The sequence below is a fragment of the Natribacillus halophilus genome, assembly GCF_900100185.1.
GTDB classification, from domain to species: domain Bacteria; phylum Bacillota; class Bacilli; order Bacillales; family Marinococcaceae; genus Natribacillus; species Natribacillus halophilus.
Genome location: NZ_FNEN01000011.1, coordinates 20,936 through 40,084, shown reverse-complemented (window position 1 = coordinate 40,084; position 19,149 = coordinate 20,936). Strand labels below are relative to the sequence as shown.

At 48.3% G+C, this 19,149-nt stretch carries 21 protein-coding genes and 1 riboswitch; of the genes, 14 read left to right on the top strand and 7 right to left on the bottom strand.

All coding sequences use genetic code 11. The features are described from left to right. Positions 1-182 precede the first annotated feature (182 nt). Together BLS58_RS12210 and BLS58_RS12205 are read right to left on the bottom strand one after the other, a co-directional pair. Positions 183-629: a hypothetical protein gene (locus BLS58_RS12210; RefSeq protein ID WP_090399082.1), complete on the bottom strand. Its 447-nt coding sequence runs from the start codon at positions 627-629 to the stop codon at positions 183-185. 191 nt (positions 630-820) lie between these two features. Beyond that, on the bottom strand, positions 821-1,270 hold the full coding sequence (locus BLS58_RS12205) for a prepilin peptidase (protein ID WP_090399081.1): 450 nt from the start codon (positions 1,268-1,270) through the stop codon (positions 821-823). A gap of 137 nt (positions 1,271-1,407) precedes the next feature. Here BLS58_RS12205 and BLS58_RS12200 point away from each other — a divergent pair, with 137 nt between their 5' ends. The 6 genes from BLS58_RS12200 to BLS58_RS12175 all read left to right on the top strand — a co-directional run bounded on the left by BLS58_RS12200 (position 1,408) and on the right by BLS58_RS12175 (position 6,017). After that, positions 1,408-1,896, top strand: coding sequence for a DinB family protein (locus tag BLS58_RS12200; RefSeq protein ID WP_090399080.1), 489 nt, complete (start codon positions 1,408-1,410; stop codon positions 1,894-1,896). A 223-nt stretch (positions 1,897-2,119) separates the two neighbouring features. Then, positions 2,120-2,223, top strand: a riboswitch (TPP riboswitch). 75 nt (positions 2,224-2,298) lie between these two features. Then, entirely contained in the window at positions 2,299-2,913 is a 615-nt protein-coding gene (locus tag BLS58_RS12195) for a thiamine phosphate synthase (protein WP_090399079.1), read from the top strand. Beyond that, positions 2,900-4,045 carry a glycine oxidase ThiO gene (thiO, locus tag BLS58_RS12190; protein ID WP_090399078.1) on the top strand — a complete coding sequence of 382 codons (1,146 nt, stop codon included), beginning with the start codon at positions 2,900-2,902 and terminating at the stop codon, positions 4,043-4,045. The genes BLS58_RS12195 and thiO overlap by 14 nt, the downstream gene beginning before the upstream one ends. After that, on the top strand, positions 4,029-4,232 hold the full coding sequence (gene thiS / locus BLS58_RS12185) for a sulfur carrier protein ThiS (protein ID WP_090399077.1): 204 nt from the start codon (positions 4,029-4,031) through the stop codon (positions 4,230-4,232). Before thiO ends, thiS begins: the two co-directional genes overlap by 17 nt. A 2-nt stretch (positions 4,233-4,234) precedes the next feature. Continuing rightward, a complete protein-coding gene (locus tag BLS58_RS12180; RefSeq protein ID WP_090399076.1) occupies positions 4,235-5,002 on the top strand; it encodes a thiazole synthase in 768 nt (255 codons plus the stop codon). Continuing rightward, positions 4,995-6,017: a ThiF family adenylyltransferase gene (locus BLS58_RS12175; RefSeq protein WP_090399075.1), complete on the top strand. Its 1,023-nt coding sequence runs from the start codon at positions 4,995-4,997 to the stop codon at positions 6,015-6,017. The genes BLS58_RS12180 and BLS58_RS12175 overlap by 8 nt, the downstream gene beginning before the upstream one ends. Here BLS58_RS12175 and BLS58_RS12170 read toward each other — a convergent pair. Beyond that, positions 6,003-6,311, bottom strand: a complete 309-nt coding sequence (locus BLS58_RS12170) for a hypothetical protein (RefSeq protein WP_090399124.1) — start codon at positions 6,309-6,311, stop codon at positions 6,003-6,005. The two genes, BLS58_RS12175 and BLS58_RS12170, sit on opposite strands and share 15 nt — an antisense overlap. A gap of 200 nt (positions 6,312-6,511) precedes the next feature. On the opposite strand from BLS58_RS12170, the gene BLS58_RS12165 reads away from it, so the two are divergent. Then, positions 6,512-7,408, top strand: a complete 897-nt coding sequence (locus tag BLS58_RS12165) for an NAD(P)/FAD-dependent oxidoreductase (protein ID WP_090399074.1) — start codon at positions 6,512-6,514, stop codon at positions 7,406-7,408. A 735-nt stretch (positions 7,409-8,143) separates the two neighbouring features. Further along, positions 8,144-8,344 (top strand): hypothetical protein, encoded by a 201-nt coding sequence (locus tag BLS58_RS12160; protein WP_143018910.1) that lies wholly within the window; start codon positions 8,144-8,146, stop codon positions 8,342-8,344. 33 nt (positions 8,345-8,377) lie between these two features. Here the strand turns inward: BLS58_RS12160 and BLS58_RS12155 are convergent, their stop codons facing one another. Both BLS58_RS12155 and BLS58_RS12150 read right to left on the bottom strand, forming a co-directional pair. Further along, complete coding sequence (locus BLS58_RS12155) at positions 8,378-8,710, bottom strand: spore coat protein (protein ID WP_090399072.1); 333 nt, start codon at positions 8,708-8,710, stop codon at positions 8,378-8,380. A 4-nt stretch (positions 8,711-8,714) separates the two neighbouring features. Then, positions 8,715-8,975 carry a hypothetical protein gene (locus tag BLS58_RS12150; protein ID WP_090399123.1) on the bottom strand — a complete coding sequence of 87 codons (261 nt, stop codon included), beginning with the start codon at positions 8,973-8,975 and terminating at the stop codon, positions 8,715-8,717. 198 nt (positions 8,976-9,173) lie between these two features. Between BLS58_RS12150 and BLS58_RS12145 the strand changes: the two genes are divergently transcribed. The 3 genes from BLS58_RS12145 to BLS58_RS12135 all read left to right on the top strand — a co-directional run bounded on the left by BLS58_RS12145 (position 9,174) and on the right by BLS58_RS12135 (position 14,685). Further along, the gene (locus BLS58_RS12145) at positions 9,174-11,561 is read left to right on the top strand and encodes a 3-hydroxyacyl-CoA dehydrogenase/enoyl-CoA hydratase family protein (protein ID WP_090399071.1); all 2,388 of its coding nucleotides are present in this window, start codon (positions 9,174-9,176) and stop codon (positions 11,559-11,561) included. Positions 11,562-11,707: 146 nt separating this feature from the next. Then, positions 11,708-12,886, top strand: coding sequence for an acetyl-CoA C-acetyltransferase (locus BLS58_RS12140; RefSeq protein WP_090399070.1), 1,179 nt, complete (start codon positions 11,708-11,710; stop codon positions 12,884-12,886). Positions 12,887-12,900: 14 nt separating this feature from the next. After that, on the top strand, positions 12,901-14,685 hold the full coding sequence (locus BLS58_RS12135; protein WP_090399069.1) for an acyl-CoA dehydrogenase family protein: 1,785 nt from the start codon (positions 12,901-12,903) through the stop codon (positions 14,683-14,685). A 260-nt stretch (positions 14,686-14,945) separates the two neighbouring features. Here BLS58_RS12135 and BLS58_RS12130 read toward each other — a convergent pair whose 3' ends face one another. After that, positions 14,946-15,965 (bottom strand): DUF3231 family protein, encoded by a 1,020-nt coding sequence (locus BLS58_RS12130; protein WP_090399068.1) that lies wholly within the window; start codon positions 15,963-15,965, stop codon positions 14,946-14,948. Between the two features lie 184 nt (positions 15,966-16,149). On the opposite strand from BLS58_RS12130, the gene BLS58_RS12125 reads away from it, so the two are divergent. Beyond that, complete coding sequence (locus BLS58_RS12125) at positions 16,150-16,785, top strand: pentapeptide repeat-containing protein (protein ID WP_090399067.1); 636 nt, start codon at positions 16,150-16,152, stop codon at positions 16,783-16,785. A 464-nt stretch (positions 16,786-17,249) separates the two neighbouring features. Here the strand turns inward: BLS58_RS12125 and BLS58_RS12120 are convergent, their stop codons facing one another. Continuing rightward, positions 17,250-18,176 (bottom strand): prenyltransferase, encoded by a 927-nt coding sequence (locus BLS58_RS12120; RefSeq protein ID WP_090399066.1) that lies wholly within the window; start codon positions 18,174-18,176, stop codon positions 17,250-17,252. Positions 18,177-18,343: 167 nt separating this feature from the next. Here BLS58_RS12120 and BLS58_RS12115 point away from each other — a divergent pair, with 167 nt between their 5' ends. Then, a complete protein-coding gene (locus BLS58_RS12115; RefSeq protein WP_342705698.1) occupies positions 18,344-18,700 on the top strand; it encodes an arsenate reductase family protein in 357 nt (118 codons plus the stop codon). Positions 18,701-18,722: 22 nt separating this feature from the next. Beyond that, positions 18,723-19,106, top strand: a complete 384-nt coding sequence (gene gcvH / locus BLS58_RS12110) for a glycine cleavage system protein GcvH (RefSeq protein ID WP_090399064.1) — start codon at positions 18,723-18,725, stop codon at positions 19,104-19,106. The last annotated feature ends 43 nt before the right edge of the window (positions 19,107-19,149 follow it).

Sequence of the window (19,149 nt, the reverse complement as noted above, 5' to 3'; positions counted from 1 at the left end):
CATTAATCCTGGCAGTCCAATAGAACCGGGAGATCCTATTACTCCCAGTGACCCGATTGAGCCTGGTGATCCTATTATACCAGGGGATCCACCAGAATCGAGGGATCAACCGAACCCCGGGGATCCCATTGAACCCGGGAGTCCAATCACTCCCGCTACACCGATAGAACCTGGTAATCCTATTACGCCTGGTGATATACCTGAGGGATCTGCTCCTCGACAAGGTGATGGATCAGGCGGAGGTGACTTGCCAGGAGGTGGAGAAGCACCTGACGGAGGAGGCGGCCCCGGCGGGGCTGGAGAAGAGGATGATCTGGATATTTAATATCGGTACCCTTTGTCAAATTCAGAGGGGGCGCGCTTAAAGTGTGCTCCCTGTTCACGCATCTCCCAAAGATAGTGATCATGGTTAGTGGACAAATCCTCGGGGAATCGTACTCATATAACTCGGCATTTTTAGCCATTTCTAAAAGTGGGTTTGTCTTCTCTGCATTTTGCGCAGCATATGCACGAAGGGAATCTCTTACAATTTCAGCTTCGGACAAACCTTTACTTTGTGCCAATTCTTTCAAGACTTTTTCATTATCAATTGTCATATGAAATTGTTTTCTTTTCATGTGGTATTCCACAATGAGCACCTCCTACACATGTATTGCCGCATACATGTGTAGGAAAATCAATTTTTCACTTACCGCCACATTAAACCGCTTCATCCGTTTCCAGTTCTATATCCGAGCTCCCCTCTGGCTGATACCAAAGGCCGTCTTGATTGCAAAGAAACACGTTTAGTCTTTATTTTAATTAGCGTGCCATAGGCTGATTATATCTGTAAAAGGTAAAAAACCAGCACGCCCAGGGCGATAAATGGTGCTAATGGCACCATGGGAGCATTTTTTTGCTTACGAATGACCTTGATGTATATGAGATACGGAATGGCCCATAAGCCTGCGATGAGATAGGTGTAAATAAAGATTGTAAAGCCGGCCTCTCCGCCCATGGCAAAGCCGATCAGTGCGAATAACTTGATGTCGCCACCGCCGATTTGCCCTTGGCTGACAACGGCGAGAAAAAGATGGATGCCTCCCAATAATAGTCCGCCGAGCAAATAATGGTGAAAATGTGAAATATCGATGATCGCGTTGAAAATAAGAAAATAAACCATTCCAGGGATCGTCACTTTGTCGTAAATAAGTCTCTTTTTAAGATCAGTAAATGCAGAAAATAAAATAATAAGCGCAAAGGGGATATGTAAAAAAAAGATCGACAGCATATGACCATTCCTTTCTACTATAGGATAGGCCTCATGAGGAAAAACAACAAGAGGTGAATTTTTTTATTTTTTGAGCAGGAAAATCGGCGGTCGATGGCGAAGCCAGACACATTAGCACAAACGGGGGAGGGTCATTGATGGGGGCAAAGCAAATTTTTTTACGGCAGTTATCCGCTTGTCATGATGAAAATCACTGGTTTGCATGTCTGCAGCAGGCGCTGGCGGGGGTTACGGATGAGGAGGCGAATTGGAAGCGCGCGGATTCGGACCATAGCATCCACGAAATTGTGAATCATCTCATTGTATATAATAGCCGTTGCCTTGATCGTTTTAAGGGGGAGCCTGTGCCGCCGATCGAAGAGGGCAATGAAGCCACTTTTCAAAGCGGTGAAAATCTGGATTGGTCCGTCACCGTCGCGCAATTAACAACGATGATGGATGAGTGGCTACAAGCGATTAGCGAATCGCGGGAATCGATGTGGCTCACGCCGGTGACTGAAGAGAGCGGGGAGACGTGGGGAACCGTCCTCGCGAATATGATGATCCATACGAGCTACCATATCGGCCAAATCGTATATATCCGCAAACAACAGGGCGCCTGGGACGTGGAAGAGGAGGCGCGTTGATGGTGTTTGGCTGGTCAGTTCGGAAGAAATGACAGAATATCGGTGGAAAGCGCCAGAATATCATCGGAAAGCGCCAGATTCCATTGCGAAAGCGCCAGATTCCACTGTGAAAGCGCCAGATTATTGGTTGAAAGGTAAATCGATCTATCCGGCTGATAAAAATTTGACGCCCGTTCTCCACCATTGACGCCCGTTCTCCACCATTGTTATTATATAATAAAATAAACTCTACTGGGGGTGCCCTGCACGGGCTGAGATGAGGAAGTCCTCAAACCCTTGGAACCTGATCTGGATGAAGCCAGCGGAGGAAAGTAGATCGCGATCGAGTTAATTCTGCTGTCCTTTGCTGTCCAGAGGACGGCTTTTTGTCGTTGCTGGCAGACGAATAAGGAGGCACTAAGCATGACTTGGCATTTATTAACGACGAATAAATGGCCGTTTCATATTCAAGTGAGGCAACTGCGCCATGCCATAAAAAATATCGATATGATTCACGTCCGTGATAAAGAAGCTTCACTACAGCGATTAAAACAACAGATTGACCAACTTCGTAAAATTGGCGTCAACCGCGAGCGAATCATTCTCAACGAGCACGCAGATGCTGCCATTGCATGGGATTTGGGTGGCGTTCATTTGCCGGGCCATTCTTCCTGGAAAGGAAAAGATATCAAGGAAAAAGCTCCGGGCTTACAAGTGGGGGCATCGGTACACAGCCAAGATGAGGCCGTCACCCGTGAAGAAGAAGGGGTCGACTATCTTTACTACGGGCACGTATTCTCGAGCGAGAGCAAACCCGACACGCCACCGCGCGGGCTGGAAGCTTTGCAAGCAGTCGTTCAATCGGTCAGTGTGCCTGTCATGGCCATCGGAGGCATCACTCGCGACCGGATCGCTGAAGTTTCCCAAACAGGTGCAGCGGGAATAGCGCTTATATCAGGATTTTGGGAAGCGGAACGACCGGAGGAAGAAGCATCTTACTTCAATCATTTTGGACAGATCAACTATGAAACGACATGAACAGTACGATGTCATCATCATTGGAGCAGGGATCATAGGGCTCGCGACCGCGTTTTATAGCACCCGCGCGGGCCTGAAAACGCTCATCGTCGAGCGTGACAGCGCGGGAAGCGGCACAACCTCGGCAGCCGCGGGAATGCTCGGCGTGCAGGTGGAATTGCAATCCCGCACGCCCCTGTATCCGCTCGCGAAAGAAAGCCGAAAATTATACGAGCAGCTCCAGCCCGCACTGATGGAAAAAACGGGCACATCCCTGAGCCGAACGGTTTCCGGCGCGATTAAACCCAGCTTTTCATCAGAAGAATGGGAAAAATTAAAGCAAATCGAGCAGTGGCAAGCAGACGCCGGTGAAGCGGTGCAACGATGGGCGGTGGAAGAACTCTATGAACGGGTACCGTCATTAGCCGCTGGCGCCGAGGGAGCGCTTTATTTTCCCGAAGAAGCGCATGTGGAACCGGCGCAAGCGGCACGGGCGTTTCAGCAGGCGGCGACGCTTCAGGGTGCTGAGCTTAAAACGCATACGGAAGTGCTTTCTCTCATCCAAGACGGTGAGAGCTGTCAGGGGATTCGCACGACAACCGGCGAGACATTTTACGGCGAGCATGTCGTAATCGCCACCGGTCCGGATCCATTCATAGGCGCCGCTCATGAGAATCTTTTGCCCATCAACGGTATCAAAGGAGAGGCCGTGCGCGTGCAAGCGTACCGACCGCTCGTGACGAAGACGTTGTATCACGATCATTTCTATTTCGTGCCGAAACCGAATGGCGAGACGTTAATCGGCGCGACTTCACAACCCTCTCGGGAGCGAACGACGACGGTGCAAGGCATCGGCGAGGTCCTCCGGCACGCGCAACGATTGGTTCCGGAAGTGGCCAATGCCACGATCACGAAAATGTGGGCCGGCGTACGTCCGCAGACGAGCGATGATCTTCCGCTGCTTGGCCCTCACCCGACCATCCGCGGATGCTGGCTCAATAGTGGACACGGGCGCAACGGCATATTGCTCGCGCCCGCTTCCGGCAAAGAAATCGTCGCTGCGATCATGACCGGAAATACAGAAGCATTAACAGCGTTTGCACCTGGACGGCCAGCCACAAAGGAGGTGAGTACCCTTGAATATCACCGTTAATGAAGAAACTCTACAAGTTCCTTCAGACTTGGAAACGATCGAAGATTTTCGTACCCATTTTAACCTGGTGGAAAAAAAGGCGATGATTGAACACAACAAAGTCGCGTTACGACCGGACGAATACACGCAAACAGCACTCGCTGAAGGCGATCAAATCGTCGTGGTGCGTTTCGTGGGGGGAGGATGAATATGTTAAAAATTGGCGATCGAACGTTCCGGTCCCGATTACTGCTGGGCACTGGAACTTTTCCGAGCGTGGATGTACAGCGCGAAGCAGTAAAGGCTTCAGAAACCGAAATTCTGACCTTTGCCGTCGCTAAAATGAATATGGATGACGACGATGATGATCTTGTTGCCGAGCTTAACTCTGATTCTTTTTCCATGTTGCCGAATACAGCCGGTGCCAAAACGGCTGAAGAAGCGGTGCGCATCGCGAAACTCGCCCGGGCATCGGGTCTCAGCGACATGGTAAAAGTGGAAGTGATCGGCGATGATCAAACGCTCTTGCCGGATGCCGTTGAAACGTATCGGGCCACGGAAATGCTTTTGGAGGAAGGCTTCATCACGCTTCCGTATATAGCCGATGATCCTGTCCTCGCCAGTAAGTTGGAAGAGCTGGGCGCCCATGCCGTTATGCCGGGGGCTGCTCCGATCGGGACCGGGCGCGGCATCCTGAATCCGCTCCACTTGTCGTATATCGTGGCGCAGTCCCAGGTGCCTGTGATCGTTGATGCCGGTATCGGTGCGCCCTCCCATGCCAGTCTTGCGATGGAGATGGGGGCAGACGCGGTGTTGTTGAACCGGGCTATATCGCAAGCCGATGACCCGGTGAAAATGGCGGAAGCGATGAAGCTGGCGATACAGGCCGGACGTTTAAGTTACGAAGCCGGGCGTATTCCGGTGAAACGCTTTGCCAAGGCGAGCAGCCCCCAGGAAGGTGTTCCCTTTTATGGTTAGCCGTTATGACCGTCAAACCCGTTTTGAACCGATTGGGTCAGAAGGCCAGGAGCGCATTCGACAGGCGCACGTCTTGCTCGTCGGTTGCGGCGCTCTAGGGACGACGATTGCGGATACACTGGTGAGAGCCGGCGTGGGCAAAATCACGATCATCGACCGTGATTACGTCGAACGGCATAACCTGCATCGGCAGCGTCTTTTTACGGAAGCAGATGCGGACAATAAAGTCGCGAAGGCCAAAGCCGCTGCCCGCTATCTCAAGGAAGTGAATGCAGACGTAGATATTGATGTCTATGTCCGTGATTTCCAGGCCGAAGAGGCAGCAAAGTTCGTTCCGAAAGCGGACTTGCTCATGGACGGATCGGATAACTTTGAACTAAGGCTGCTATTAAACGATGCGGCTTATCGCTACGGCGTTCCGTGGATATGCGGGGGCGTCGTCGGCAGCTATGGCTTGTCGCGTTCCTTTATGTTGGATGAAGGGCCGTGTCTGCGTTGTCTCAGTCCGTACCTGTCCCTTGATGAAACGTGTGATTCTGACGGGGTGATTGCTCCTGCTGTGCAAATGGTTACGGCGCTGCAAAGCGCGGAAGCGTTGAAAATCATCAGCGGAAATGAGTCCGCCGTTGCCGAGCGACTCCGCTCGTTTGACCTTTGGACAAACGAAACAGCAACGATAGACGTGACTCGTTTACAAGCCGAAGATTGTCCGACATGTGGACCGCATGCGACGTATCCATCCCTGCTGAACGAGGCAAAAGGCAAGCAGGTCCGCGTTTTATGCGGCGGTGACACCGTGCATGTCCGCCCGCGAGAACGAAGAACCGTGTCGATGGAAAAGCTGCAAACGGCAGCGGACGTTTCCTTTGTTCGCATGCATGAAGACGTGGCGACGCTTGATTACGACGGTTGCCGTATCGTCCTGTTTAAAGACGGCAGAGCATTATTGCACGGTGTCGATCAAACTGATAAGGCCGAGCAAGTTTACGAACGCGTCTTGTCATTTATCGATTGAGTTTTTCTTTTCCATTTCGGCGTTGACGACCATAGCGAGATCGTTATTGCCGAACAAGGAAAGAACGTCAAGGACGGTGGCATCTTCAATGTCGCCGGCCTCTTCTTTAGAAACGGTTAATTCCAGCGTTTTTTCCAATTCGGCATTCATGGGTTGGTTCGGATATGCCCGCTTGTATAGATGATGGGGATTCAAATCGTGATTGACACACCATTGCGCAAAGACGAGGATCATCATATTCTCATCTTGCTGGTATTGTTCAATTACGCGTTTTTCAATGTCGTCACCGTTCATAGCATTGACCTCCTTCGCTTTGAGTTTAACAGCATTGACAATCAGTTCATATAGATCTAAAATAAAAATATAATTGAAAGTGAAATTCATTTTCAATGAATGCATAAACCCTCCAGATGAAAAATGCCCAGGTTTCGAAAGGGACCTGGGCATTTTTTCGTCGACTGCGAAGCAAACTAAGGGGAGTTGGAGGTGTGTTTATGCAAGCGGATGTCATGATTATCGGCGGTGGAATAGCAGGTTTGCAAGCGGCTATACAATTGGGGCGTTATGACCGAAATGTCATAGTCATTGATCAGGGAAGCGGACGGTCCACGCTCTGCCGGGAATATCGGAATCTCCTCGGCTGGCCGAACGGCGTAAGCGGGGTGGAATTAAGACAGGCAGGAAGAAGGCACGCGCAACAATACAATGTTCATTTTATTGATAAAAAAGTGACCGAGGTGCAGAAGGAGCCGGAAGGCTTTAATGCCCGAACGTCAGATGGCCAAAGCTATCGCGGCAAGAAGTTGCTTTTAGCGACAGGAGTCACGGATGCCAATCCTTTTCCGGAACTTGAACCGTGTTTTGGCATGAGTGTGTACATCTGCCCGGATTGCGATGGCTATGAAGTTAAAGGCCGTAACACGCTAATTTTGGGTTCCGGAAACGCGGGTGCGCGCATGGCGCATGAAATCGCCCCATGGACCGATCAGCTCACGTACGTGAATCACGGCGATCAAGCGCTGGCTGTTAATGAGAAAAAGAAGCTGTCAGACGCGGGCATTCGACTTTACGAGGGCAACATTGAATGCGTGGACGTTGATGGTGACCAGTTTGCCGGTGCGACACTTTCCGGCGGAGCAGCATTGCGCGCGGAGAAAGCGTTTATTGCTTTTCCAGGTAACATCGTTCATTCGGAACTGGGAAAACAACTCGGCGTTGAGCGTCTGGAAAATCATCATATTCTCGCCCATTATCGAACCAAGATGACGAATGTCCCGGATGTATGGGCAGCCGGTGACATCGGCGTTCATTCCGAACAAGTGTCGATTGCCATGGGGGATGGGACGCAGGCCGCCGTTTGGATACAGCGTTCGCTTTTGCAGGATGATTGAGTGTGCGCAACTAAGACTTTGCCGGTAAACGCTTGGCTGCCTAGTGCAAAACGAGGAGTTGTGACGCCGAAAAAGGACTTTTGAGCCCCTAACGCGCTAAACCGGAAGGCGTAAGGTCGTCAACCAAGGTCTGTGAAGCCCTAACGCGATTTGCGGAGAGTCGTTAGGTCGTCAAAAAAGGCCTATGACGCCCTAACGCAATCCACCGTAGGCCATTAAGTCGTCAACCACCTTCTAATCCGTCCGTACGGACAAAATCATTGGGAAATCGGTAAAAACTGTCTGTAAAAAGTGTCTGGGCCTGACTTCGGGATGAAATGTTCCTGTCAGAAAATACAGTTTTCCACACATGGGAAAAAGGGCATCGTCAAAGTCAATATAATCACTTATATCCGGAAGTGTAGAGACGGTGTACCTCTCGGGGTAGTGCGATCATCGTCAGAGGGATTACTTCGCGCTTCTGATCCTTCTCGAAGAGGCAATACTTCCACTTGAGGGTTCACAGAGTGGAAAGACGGACGTTATTTCTTTTAATAAATTACTGGACTTTGACTTTACCTTGACATGGAAAATGCAACCTGTTGACACTAATCTTCATTTATGGTTTAATTATAAGAATATAACGTTCCCCGGCCACTGGTTCTATATTTATTTAATATTATAAAAATAAAAAATAATCATAGGAGAGTGTGGTGCTCATAAGATAAATACATGGATAGAATGGAAGGTGAAAGAATGAAACTGTTGTGGATGTTGAGCGCAATGACCGTCTCAATATTCTTTTTGTTTTACGGACTTATGACCACAGCAGAAGTCACCGGCACGATTTCCCAGGTGCTTGGCTTTTGCGGGATTCTATTTACGTTTTTATACGGGTTGTTGAATAAGAAAACGAAGAAGCAAGTCCATGAAGATAAAAAAGAATTGCCATTATAAAAAGGTCCCTTTAGACGAGGGACCTTTTTCGTTCTAGTGCGGCATGTTGCCGGATGGAAGCTGGTTTTGCATGCCGGCATATTCCTGATGACTTTGCTGGATGGTCTGGGTCGGAGCGCCTTCAAGGGCGTACCATCCATTTTGAAACATCTTGTTAAATAGCTGCCGCGAGCATTGTTCCGTTTCGTGACAAACATTCGAAATCTGCTGGAACAACTGATCATGACTAGCTTCATTCATGGCTGTCGTATAAGAAGCGGTCATGTATTTTTCCGTAGTCAGCAGGTCGTTAAGGAAATCTTTATCCGTCATGTTTTGTGTATTGGGCACGGTCGTTTGCGGATTTTGAATGGCTTGGTTCGGCATCGTCTTAACCTCCTTGTTGGCTGTGTTGTTGTAATTGCGACAGAAACGTCTGATAATGTTGTTCATGCATTTGCGCTACACGTTGACATTCACTTTTAATATCGCTGTTCGTGCATTGTCCTGCGTAAAAATTGGCTTTCTTGGCGGCGATGAGGTTCCAATTCAACATATCAGACAGATACAGCTGATCCTTAGTGGAAAGAACCTGGGGCGGTTCCATCATCATCCCTTGTTGTCCCGATTGTCCTGGTTGTTGCTGCTGCATAGCCAATGTTCATACCTCCTTTGCTTTGCGGACTCGTCCGTAGACTGTGTAATAAAAAGGGGAACTATGACATGTAAAAAATAGCATTTTTGCTTGCTAAGCAGCCCATTATCTTTTATAGTGGAGGGAAGAGTAAATGCCACTTTTGGACACTTGCTTTACAATGAATGAACATTCATTCAAAAAAGGAGGCCAACGATGAAAAAAGATATTCAACGCGCGGCGGTTCTGGGATCGGGAGTTATGGGATCCAGCATTGCTGCCCATCTTGCCAACGTAGGGATCCCCGTATTGCTCCTTGATATCGTCCCTAACGAGCTCACCGATGAAGAAAAAGCCAAGGGACTGACCCTGGAAGACCGAGCGGTACGCAACCGCCTCGCGGCAACCAACAAAAAGCAACTGTTGAAGCAAAATCCGGCCCCGCTTGCTTCGAAAAAGAACGCGGACAAAATTGAAGTCGGAAACCTGGAAGATGACATTGAACGCTTGTCCGAGGTGGACTGGATTATCGAAGTCGTTGTGGAGAAATTGGAGATCAAACAGCAATTGTTTGCAAAAGTGGAACAATACCGTGAGCCGGGAACGGTAGTTACCTCGAATACCTCCGGTATATCGGTTAACGCCATGGTCGAAGGGCGCGGGGAAGCGTTCCGCCGTCACTTCATGGGCACACATTTTTTCAACCCGCCACGTTACTTGCACTTGCTGGAAGTTATTCCGACGGAAAGTACGGATGCTGACGTATTGACCAATATGAAAACGTTTGCGGAAGAAGTTTTGGGCAAAGGGGTCGTGGAAGCCCGGGACACACCGAATTTTATCGGCAATCGCATCGGCACATATGGGCTTCTCGTCAGCGTACAGAAAATGAAGGAAATGGGCCTATCGATCACCGAAGTCGATTCGATCACGGGAACCTTGATCGGACGGCCGAAAAGCGCCACCTTCCGAACGCTTGATGTCGTCGGGTTGGATACGTTTTTACACGTCGCCCGCAACGTTTACGATCAGGTGGAAGGCAAAGAACAGGATATTTTCGACCCTCCCCAGTTTTTAAAGGATATGGCTGACAAAGGTTGGATTGGGGAGAAAGCAGGCCAGGGCTTTTATTTGAAGAAAGGGAAAGGTGAGAACAAGGAAATTCTCGAGCTCAACCCAGAGACGATGGAATATCAACAGGGCGAGAAGTTAAAATCGCCATCCGTACAAGCAGCAGGGCAAGCGAAAGGTAAAGCGGCCAAAATTGAAGCCCTTGCCTATGCTGATGACAAAGCCGGGCAGTTTATCTGGGAAACGTTAAAAGCCACTCTCCTTTATTCGGCCGAGAAAAGCGAAGTCATTGCCAACGATATCCTGGCGATTGACAATGCCATGAAATGGGGATTCGGCTGGGATCTCGGTCCGTTTGAAGTGTGGGATGCTCTCGGGGTTGAGCGTTCCGTGAAGCGGATGGAAGAGGAAGGCGAGCGGGTACCGGCATGGGTCAAGGACATGCTCGAAGCCGGATACAAAAGCTTTTACACGGATGCCGGCGAATTTTACCATCAGCACTCGTACCAAAAGCCGGATATCAATGAAAAAGACATTGACGTCCCCTCGCTTTTACAAAAAGACAATGTGATTACGCAAAATTCCGGAGCCGTGCTCTCCGATCTTGGTGACGGGGTAGCCGCCCTTACCTTCACATCCCCGAATAACGCCATCGGGCTGGACGTCATCCAGATGATAAATAAAGCCATCGATGAGGTGGAAGCGAACTACAAAGGACTCGTCATCGCCAACCAGGGCAAGAACTTTTGTGTCGGCGCCAATCTCATGATGATGCTCATGGAAGCCCAGGATGATGCCTTTGACGAACTCGATATGGTGATCAGACGTTTTCAGGGGATGACCGCGCGGATTCGCTATAGCGCTAAGCCTGTCGTAACGGCTCCTTTCCAAATGACTCTGGGCGGCGGTGCGGAAATTTGCTTGCCATCCGCAAGCATACAGGCATCAGCGGAAACGTATATGGGTCTGGTTGAAACCGGCGTCGGACTCGTACCCGGCGGTGGCGGCAATAAAGAGCTATATATGCGTGAAATCGAGAAGTTGCCGGAGGGGGCGAATCTCGACTTGCAGCCGATCGCCAATGCCGTCTTTGAAAAAATCGCGATGGCAACCGTGGGCACATCGGCACAGGAATCAGCGGAAAACGGCTTTATGAGCGAGCGCGATGACATTATCGCCAATCATAAACACACCGTTTGGCATGCCAAGCAAAAAGTCCGGGATCTTCATGAAAAAGGATACCAGCCACCCGTACGCAAGCCGATTCCGGTGGTAGGTGAAACCGGCTACGCTACAATGTTGATGGGGGCCAAATCCATGCATATGGGTGGCCAAATCAGCGATCACGATCTGAAAATCGCGGGCAAAATTGCCTTTTTACTAGCTGGAGGCCGCGTGCCGAAAGGGACGGAGGTTGATGAAAACTACTTGCTTGACCTTGAACGAGAAGCGTTTTTGAGCTTGATTGCCGAGCCGAAATCGCAAGCGCGCATGCAGCATATGTTGAAAACCGGAAAGCCATTGCGCAATTAAGAGGTGGATGAAAAGCGCCAGATTCCAGCAAGAAAGCGCCAGAATCCAACACGAAAGTGCCAGATTCCAGCGCTAAAGCGCCAGATTACCCGGAAATATTTATACTGAGTCATTACGAAAACATGAAAATTTAGGAGGGGAAGCTGTTGAGAGAAGCGGTTATTGTATCTGGAGCAAGAACACCCGTTGGAAAAGCCAAAAAAGGAACACTCGCAACGATGCGTCCCGATGATTACGCGGCAACGACCATTAAGGAAACGTTGAAACGCGCGGGCGATTACGATGGCGCCAAAGTAGATGATCTCGTCATCGGCTGTGCCATGCCGGAAGCCGAGCAAGGGATGAACATGGCCAATAGTATTTCCGCCCTCGCCGAACTGCCGAACAGTGTGCCAGCGGCGACGATTAACCGTTATTGTGCCTCGGGTTTGCAAAGCATCGGTTACACGGCTGAACGCATCATGCTCGGGCACTCGAAGGCAGCGATTGCCGGTGGAGCCGAATCGATGAGTCTGATCCCGATGGGAGGCCACGTTATCGCCCCGAACCCTCAACTTGTCGAAGATGCGCCTGAGTATTATATGAATATGGGGCATACGGCTGAACAGGTGGCCCAGGAGTTTGATGTCAGTCGCGAGGATCAGGACGCGTTCGCGGCGGAAAGCCATAAACGGGCCGCAGCAGCGATTGAAGCGGGCCGATTTGACGATGAGATCGTACCCGTAGACGTCACACAAAGAACGGTCGGTAGCGATCATAAGCTTAAGGAAAAGACGATCACTTTCTCTCGGGATGAGGGCGTGCGCCCGGACACGACGGCGGAAAAACTCAGTGGTTTGCGCCCGGTGTTTAATCCCCAGGGGAGCGTCACCGCGGGCAATGCGTCACAAACGAGCGATGGTGCGGCTTCGGTTCTCGTTATGGATCGGGAGAAAGCAGAAGCCGATGGCTTGCAGCCGCTCGCGAAATTCCGCGGCATGGCTGTTTCAGGGGTACGCCCGGAAGTCATGGGGATCGGACCGGTGGAAGCGATCCCGAAAGTGCTTGATATCGTTGGTTTGAGCCAGGAAGACATCGGTATCTTCGAGTTAAATGAAGCCTTTGCTTCCCAATCCCTGCAAGTGCTTCGCGAGCTTAATATCGATCATGACAAGGTGAATGTCAATGGTGGAGCCATTGCCCTCGGGCATCCACTCGGCTGTACGGGCACGAAGCTCACGCTTTCCTTGATCCACGAAATGAAACGCCGAAATGAACAGTTCGGGATTGTCACGATGTGCGTCGGCGGCGGTATGGGTGCCGCAGGCGTGTTTGAATTACTTTAAAAGGGGAGATAAAAATGACAGAAACGATGAAAACAAGCATTAAAGGCGGCGGCTTCTTACTGGAAGACGTTGAAAAAAATGATGTTTTTACACCGGAAGAGTTCACGGAAGAACACAAAATGATCGCAAAAACGACCGAGGAATTCGTTCACGGCGAGGTAGCGCCGCTCATCGACCGCTTGGAGAACCATGAGTTTGACCTCTCCCGGGATCTGTTAACAAAGGCCGGCGAGCTTGGCTTGCTCGGCGCTGATGTCCCGGAAAAATACGAAGGACTGAGCCTTGATAAAATCAGCTCAACCTTGATTACCGAGAAATTTTCCGACGCAGGCGGCTTTTCTCTAAGCCACGGAGCGCACGTCGGTATTGGTTCTCAGCCGATCGTCTTCTTCGGCAATGAAGAGCAAAAGAATAGATACCTCCCGGATCTCGCGAGTGGCAGAAAAATCGCAGCTTACGCGTTGACCGAACCAAGCTCGGGTTCGGATGCCCTTAGTGCGAAAACGACAGCCGTCCTGAATGACGAGGGTACTCATTATGTACTGAACGGCGAAAAACAATGGATCACCAACTCGGCCTTCGCCGATGTCTTTATCGTTTACGCGCAAATCGACGGCGATAAGTTCACCGCTTTCATTGTCGAGCGGGAATACGAAGGCGTATCGACCGGCCCTGAAGAAAAGAAAATGGGCATCAAAGGCTCGTCCACACGTACGTTGATTCTTCAGGATGTCCACGTCCCGAAAGAAAACGTGCTCGGTGAAATTGGCCGCGGTCACATTATTGCCTTCAATATCCTTAATATGGGGCGTTACAAACTCGGCGTCGGCTGTCTCGGCGGCAGCAAGCGCGCGATCGAACTGGCGGCCAGCTACGCTACCGAGCGAAAGCAATTTAACACACCGATTGCTCGGTTCACGACCATTCAGGAAAAGCTTGCTTCTATGGCTGTGAAGACGTATGCGCTGGAGAGTTCCATCTATCGAACGGGCGGTTTGTTTGAGAAACAGCTCGGCGATTTAACCGAAGAAGAGCAAGAAGATGGATCCAGAATTGCGAAAGGCATTGCCGAGTACGCCATCGAGTGTTCATTGAACAAGGTGTACGGATCCGAGACACTCGACTACACGACCGATGAAGCCGTACAAATTTATGGCGGATACGGATTTATGGCGGAATACGAAGTCGAACGTGCTTATCGCGATTCCAGGATTAACCGTATTTTTGAAGGTACCAATGAAATTAACCGCTTGCTCGTTCCGGGCACATTGATCCGTAAAACGATGAAAGGGGAGCTTCCCTTCCTGGAACATGCCAATGGCCTTCAGGATGAACTGATGTCTTTTATGCCGGAAGAACCGGGGGATGAACCACTGGAGAAAGAAAAATATTTGCTCTCCAACGCCAAGAAAATTTTCCTCATGGGCACAGGCACAGCCATGCAAAAATACGGCGAGAAAATCGAGAATGAGCAAGAGCTGCTATTGAACACCGCCGATATTGTCAGCGAAATTTACAACATGGAAGCGGCCATCGCCCGAACGGAAAAAGCGATCGAAGAAAACGGCGTTGACAATGAAACGATGAAGCTCCTGCTTACCCAGGTCATCTGTGAAGAAGGCCTGCAAAATATTGAAGCCTACGCGAAAGAATCCCTTATTCATATGGAAGAAGGGGACACCTTGCGCACGATGCTATCCATGATCAGAAAACTGACGCGCCGGACACCGGTTAACGTCATTGGCGTTAAGCGTGATATCGCCGAAAGAGTTATCGAGAAGAAAAAATACGAAGTCTAAATAAGATGTATCATTTCACCCCTTTGGATGGCGTTTGTCTAAAGGGGTTCTTATGGTAAAAGTAGTAAAATTAGGTTGTACGGAAAAGGACCATTATCTGGAATTAATAAGAACTAACGAAGTAGGTTATTTGGGTTTGTCAATGCGAAAGATGCTTGTATCGAAAGCGATGGAACGATAACAGAAGAGCGTATCGGTTACTTGGGTTTGAGCTGGTCCGTATCTTGTGAGAACTAGTTAAAGCCTCCCGTGTCATATCCTCATACGTCATCCCTTTTATTTTTTGCTAACTTTTCGCGATCTTTCGCTCCTGGTGGTTGTTCAAGCCATTGATGCTTAATCATGATATCAGCTCCACTTTTGGCAAGCTTGGCACTTTCCAACGATAGTCGTTCATAATCCGTGACGAGATCGCTTCGCTGACTAGCTGCTGCAGCTGTCGCGTAGTTTCCTATACCTGAGGAAATGAGCAGCGACATATGGAACATCATCAATTTATCGGAAAATGGTGGCGTGGTTGAGTCACTGACACCTACATCCGGTACACTTGGAGCCTCAATCTCATCCTCCAAGAGAATATCCACAAAAATTTTTATGTGCTTCTTTGAGATGTCTTTTCCTCGCAGCATAAAATCTTGAACTTCTTTACGGGGAGAGCTTTGAGCAAATGCAATGCACAATTTCATCCCTATGGAATTAGTAAGGGTGTTGATATACAGATGGGAAATTTCAACGGCGTTTAAAGGTCGTTGGTCGCTGAAAGGATTAAATCCCTTGAAGTAAGCTTTGCTGTCCACATAATCAGTTTCTTTCGGCCCTTCAATATACGGATGTCTATAATTGAGCCCCTTAGTGAACGCAATGTCACTTGATTGATTGAAAAGGTCGCTGGCTTCGGTTAACATTTGGGTGAAGTAGGTTCGGATATCATCTCGAGCACTCATCGAAAGCATACCACTGTAGGATATCATGCCGACTTTAGCCATATGATTCACATAGGATAAACAAAACACATCCGTAAACAACCACGGTGCATTCATGTTGACATCTTGTTCACTAAAAGCATTAGGGACGACATAAGATTCATTTTCAAAAATGGTGCGTATCTGTTCTTTATTATTAGAGGAGATATCATAAGCGTATTGAACCACAGGTTGAATATCCTGGTCTGAAATGTGCTTAAGCATAAATGCCAACATACAAGTCGACATACTGTTATTCATGTAAGATGTCCAAAGGGAACCTATTTCCCCGGATGTTAGGTGAATCTTTTCCGTCATTCATGGAACCTCCTGAGAAGATGGATCTTGATTAGATGCTTCATCCAGCGATGACTACGGTAATAGTAGTATTTCCCATGTTTATCGAATTATGAGCTAAAATTACAAGCTCAGTAAAAATGTCTGAAAATAGAACTTGCGTTCCCTTATAATTGAATTAAATTCCTTTGAGAGTAGGTATAAAGTGAAGATTGACGCACCCATGATCCCTGAAAATTTAACGGAGAGAAAATTTACAGATATTTATTACGAAGAAGATCCGGAATTTGAAGTGTGCCTCGTTACAGATTCTCAATTTGATAACGAATTCATAGATCGGTTACGGCTTTATCAAACGGTTATCAAAAACAGCAATTTTGTTAATACCGATTTTGGCCGAATTGATCTTACCGATGTGCGTTTTGAGAATTGTGATTTATCTAATGCTAATTTGCGTCATGCCTCCATGAATCGCGTTGAGTTTCTTAATTGTAAGTTGCTAGGCAGCAATCTCACAGAATCTTACATCGGTAATACAAGATTTGGGAAATCAATTCTTAATATGATCATGTTCGGTAACTCAAAACTTGAAAAGGTGATTTTTGATGATGCTGCGTTAGAAAGCGCTGACCTTTTTGACTGCAAGCTCAAAAAAGTAGAATTTGTTTCATGTGATCTTAATGGCGCAAGCTTTGAAGAGACATCATTAAATGGAATTGATATAAGCACATCCGAATTTGATTCTTTAACTGTTTCGATTGAGAATTTAAAAGGATGTAAAGTATCAACGTCTCAAGCGATACAATTTGCTTCGTTGTTAGGTCTTAAAGTTAAGGGTTAAGTCATCGGATTAGCAGGTTTTACCTTGATGAACAATGTCATATCCAGTTTATCTCAGCCGTTCTCGACTAGTGATACATTAATCGTCGAGGGGATGGCGAAACACTCGAAATGCAACAGATGGTTACAAGAACGTATATATTCTTTTTAAACAAGTTGTTGTTATTTCATCTGGCGCATGCCCTTTTATGACTAAGTCATCTGGTAATTTAACTTCAAAAGGATAATCCTTTATTTTGCTCGTAATCGGAAAAATCGCTAATGAATAAATGAGGGGGGAATACAATGCCGGGTCTATGTCCTGATTGTTCATGTCTCGATTGGAGACTGAAATTCATATAAACTAAATCGCCTTTTTATTGCGCTTTGCTTGCATTGTGACAAACCTTTCATTATTTGTATATCCTAGTCAATACGGGAAAGAAAAATTTGATACATTAAGATCCTGATTAAATAAACGTTTAATTAAATAAAAACCCCGAGCCAAACTGCGGTAATAACCGCGAACAGGAGCAATATTTTTTCGCAGGTCGAGACTTGTTGGTCATCCTTGATGTTCATGTTCGCAACCAGGGTGATCGCTGCGGTGACAATCACGAGAACACCTAACGCTGCCCACAGCCGCTCCATCCCTAGCCAGAAGACACATAATCCGGTGAGCAAAAGATACAACAGGGCTGGGAAGCGACTGAAACTCTCGCCGAATTTTTCCACTGACCAGACGATACTCGTCTGTTTTGTGGGATGCGCCTGTTTATCAGCTTCCCGATCGGGAATATGGTGGACCATCACCCAGGCGACACAGATTAAGGCATTAATCGTCGCGTTTTGCAGTGCCCACACGGGGACCTCATCCAACGCAAGCCATGCACCGGCAAGCCCGAGCGCCACCATTGCCGGAAACAAACTGAATATCTCCCCGAGAAAGGGCCGGTAGCTGAGTTGCAATGGCGGAAGGGAATAGGAAGCCGCCGCCCAGACACCGATCAACAGTAATATGGAAAGTTGATAATAACCGAGGTAAACCAACGGGATGCTGATAAGAATGATGTAGAAGGCCAGCCATTTACCTATTTTTTCCATGGATTCGATGGAGATCATTCCATCCTGAGTCACGCGGCTGCCTCCGGACAGGATGGCGGGACTGAGGGCATCTGTGCCAGACTTATAATCCGAAACATCATTTAATAAATGGGTGAGTAATCCGTGAATGAAAATGGCGCCGGTGATGAGAATCAGCAAAATGAACAAAAGATTATTGGGCGAAAGCGTGTAATATAAAAAGAGAGGAAGCATTGTGGAAATAATGGTGGCAAAGCTTGAAGAGGCTACGGCAATCATGCGCAGCAATTGCCAACTTCCCTGGATGATGGATAGAGCTCGGGTGGCCATGGCCGAAAAATCTCCTTCGGGTTTGACTTTGTTTTCTATTATTATACTATACCTGTCAGATGTGTGGTTTGAATATCGAAAATAATTTTTGCCAAACTTCAAGGTATCAACAATGACAAAATTATCGTATAATGAAAGAAGTAACGGTACATAAAGGAGGTCAGCGTTTGCTTACCGTATTTAGTTATCCGCCCTGCGGCACATGCCAAAAAGCGAAGAAATGGCTGGACGAGCATGATGTGTCATATGAAGAAAGGCATATCGTCAAGGAACCGCCGTCTCGTGAGGAGTTACAGGATTTAAAATCAAAAAGCGGTCTGGAATGGAAAAAGTTCTTTAACACGAGCGGGAAAAAGTATCGCGAGCTCGGCTTGAAAGACAGGCTTCCCGATGCAGACGAAGCGGAGATCATCGATTGGCTAACATCGGATGGCATGCTCATTAAACGGCCGATCGTCACCGACGGCAATCATGTGACACTCGGATTCAGGGAGTCTGAATTCGTCGATCACTGGCAACAATAATTTTACTTAGGAGGCAGATAAAATGGCTTCACCAAAAGAGTTAATGTATTCAGAAGAACACGAATGGGTCAAGGATGAAGGTGAAAAACTACGGATCGGCATTACAGCTTTCGCACAGGATGAACTGGGCGACATCGTATTCGTCGAACTTCCGGAAGTCGGGGATCAACTGGAAGTCAATGAACCGTTCGGCAGCGTAGAATCCGTAAAAACCGTCTCCGAACTTTACGCGCCTGTAAGCGGAAAGGTCGTAGAAATCAACGAAGAACTCGAAGACTCCCCGGAATTCGTCAATGAATCCCCGTACGAAAAAGCCTGGATGGTCGTCGTTGAGCCGTCAGATAAGGCTGAACTCGATGACCTCATGTCCGCTGAAGCCTATGATGAAATGACCGACGAGGATTAAAATGCAGAGCCGCTCCCCTGATCGGGGGAGCGGCTCTGCATTT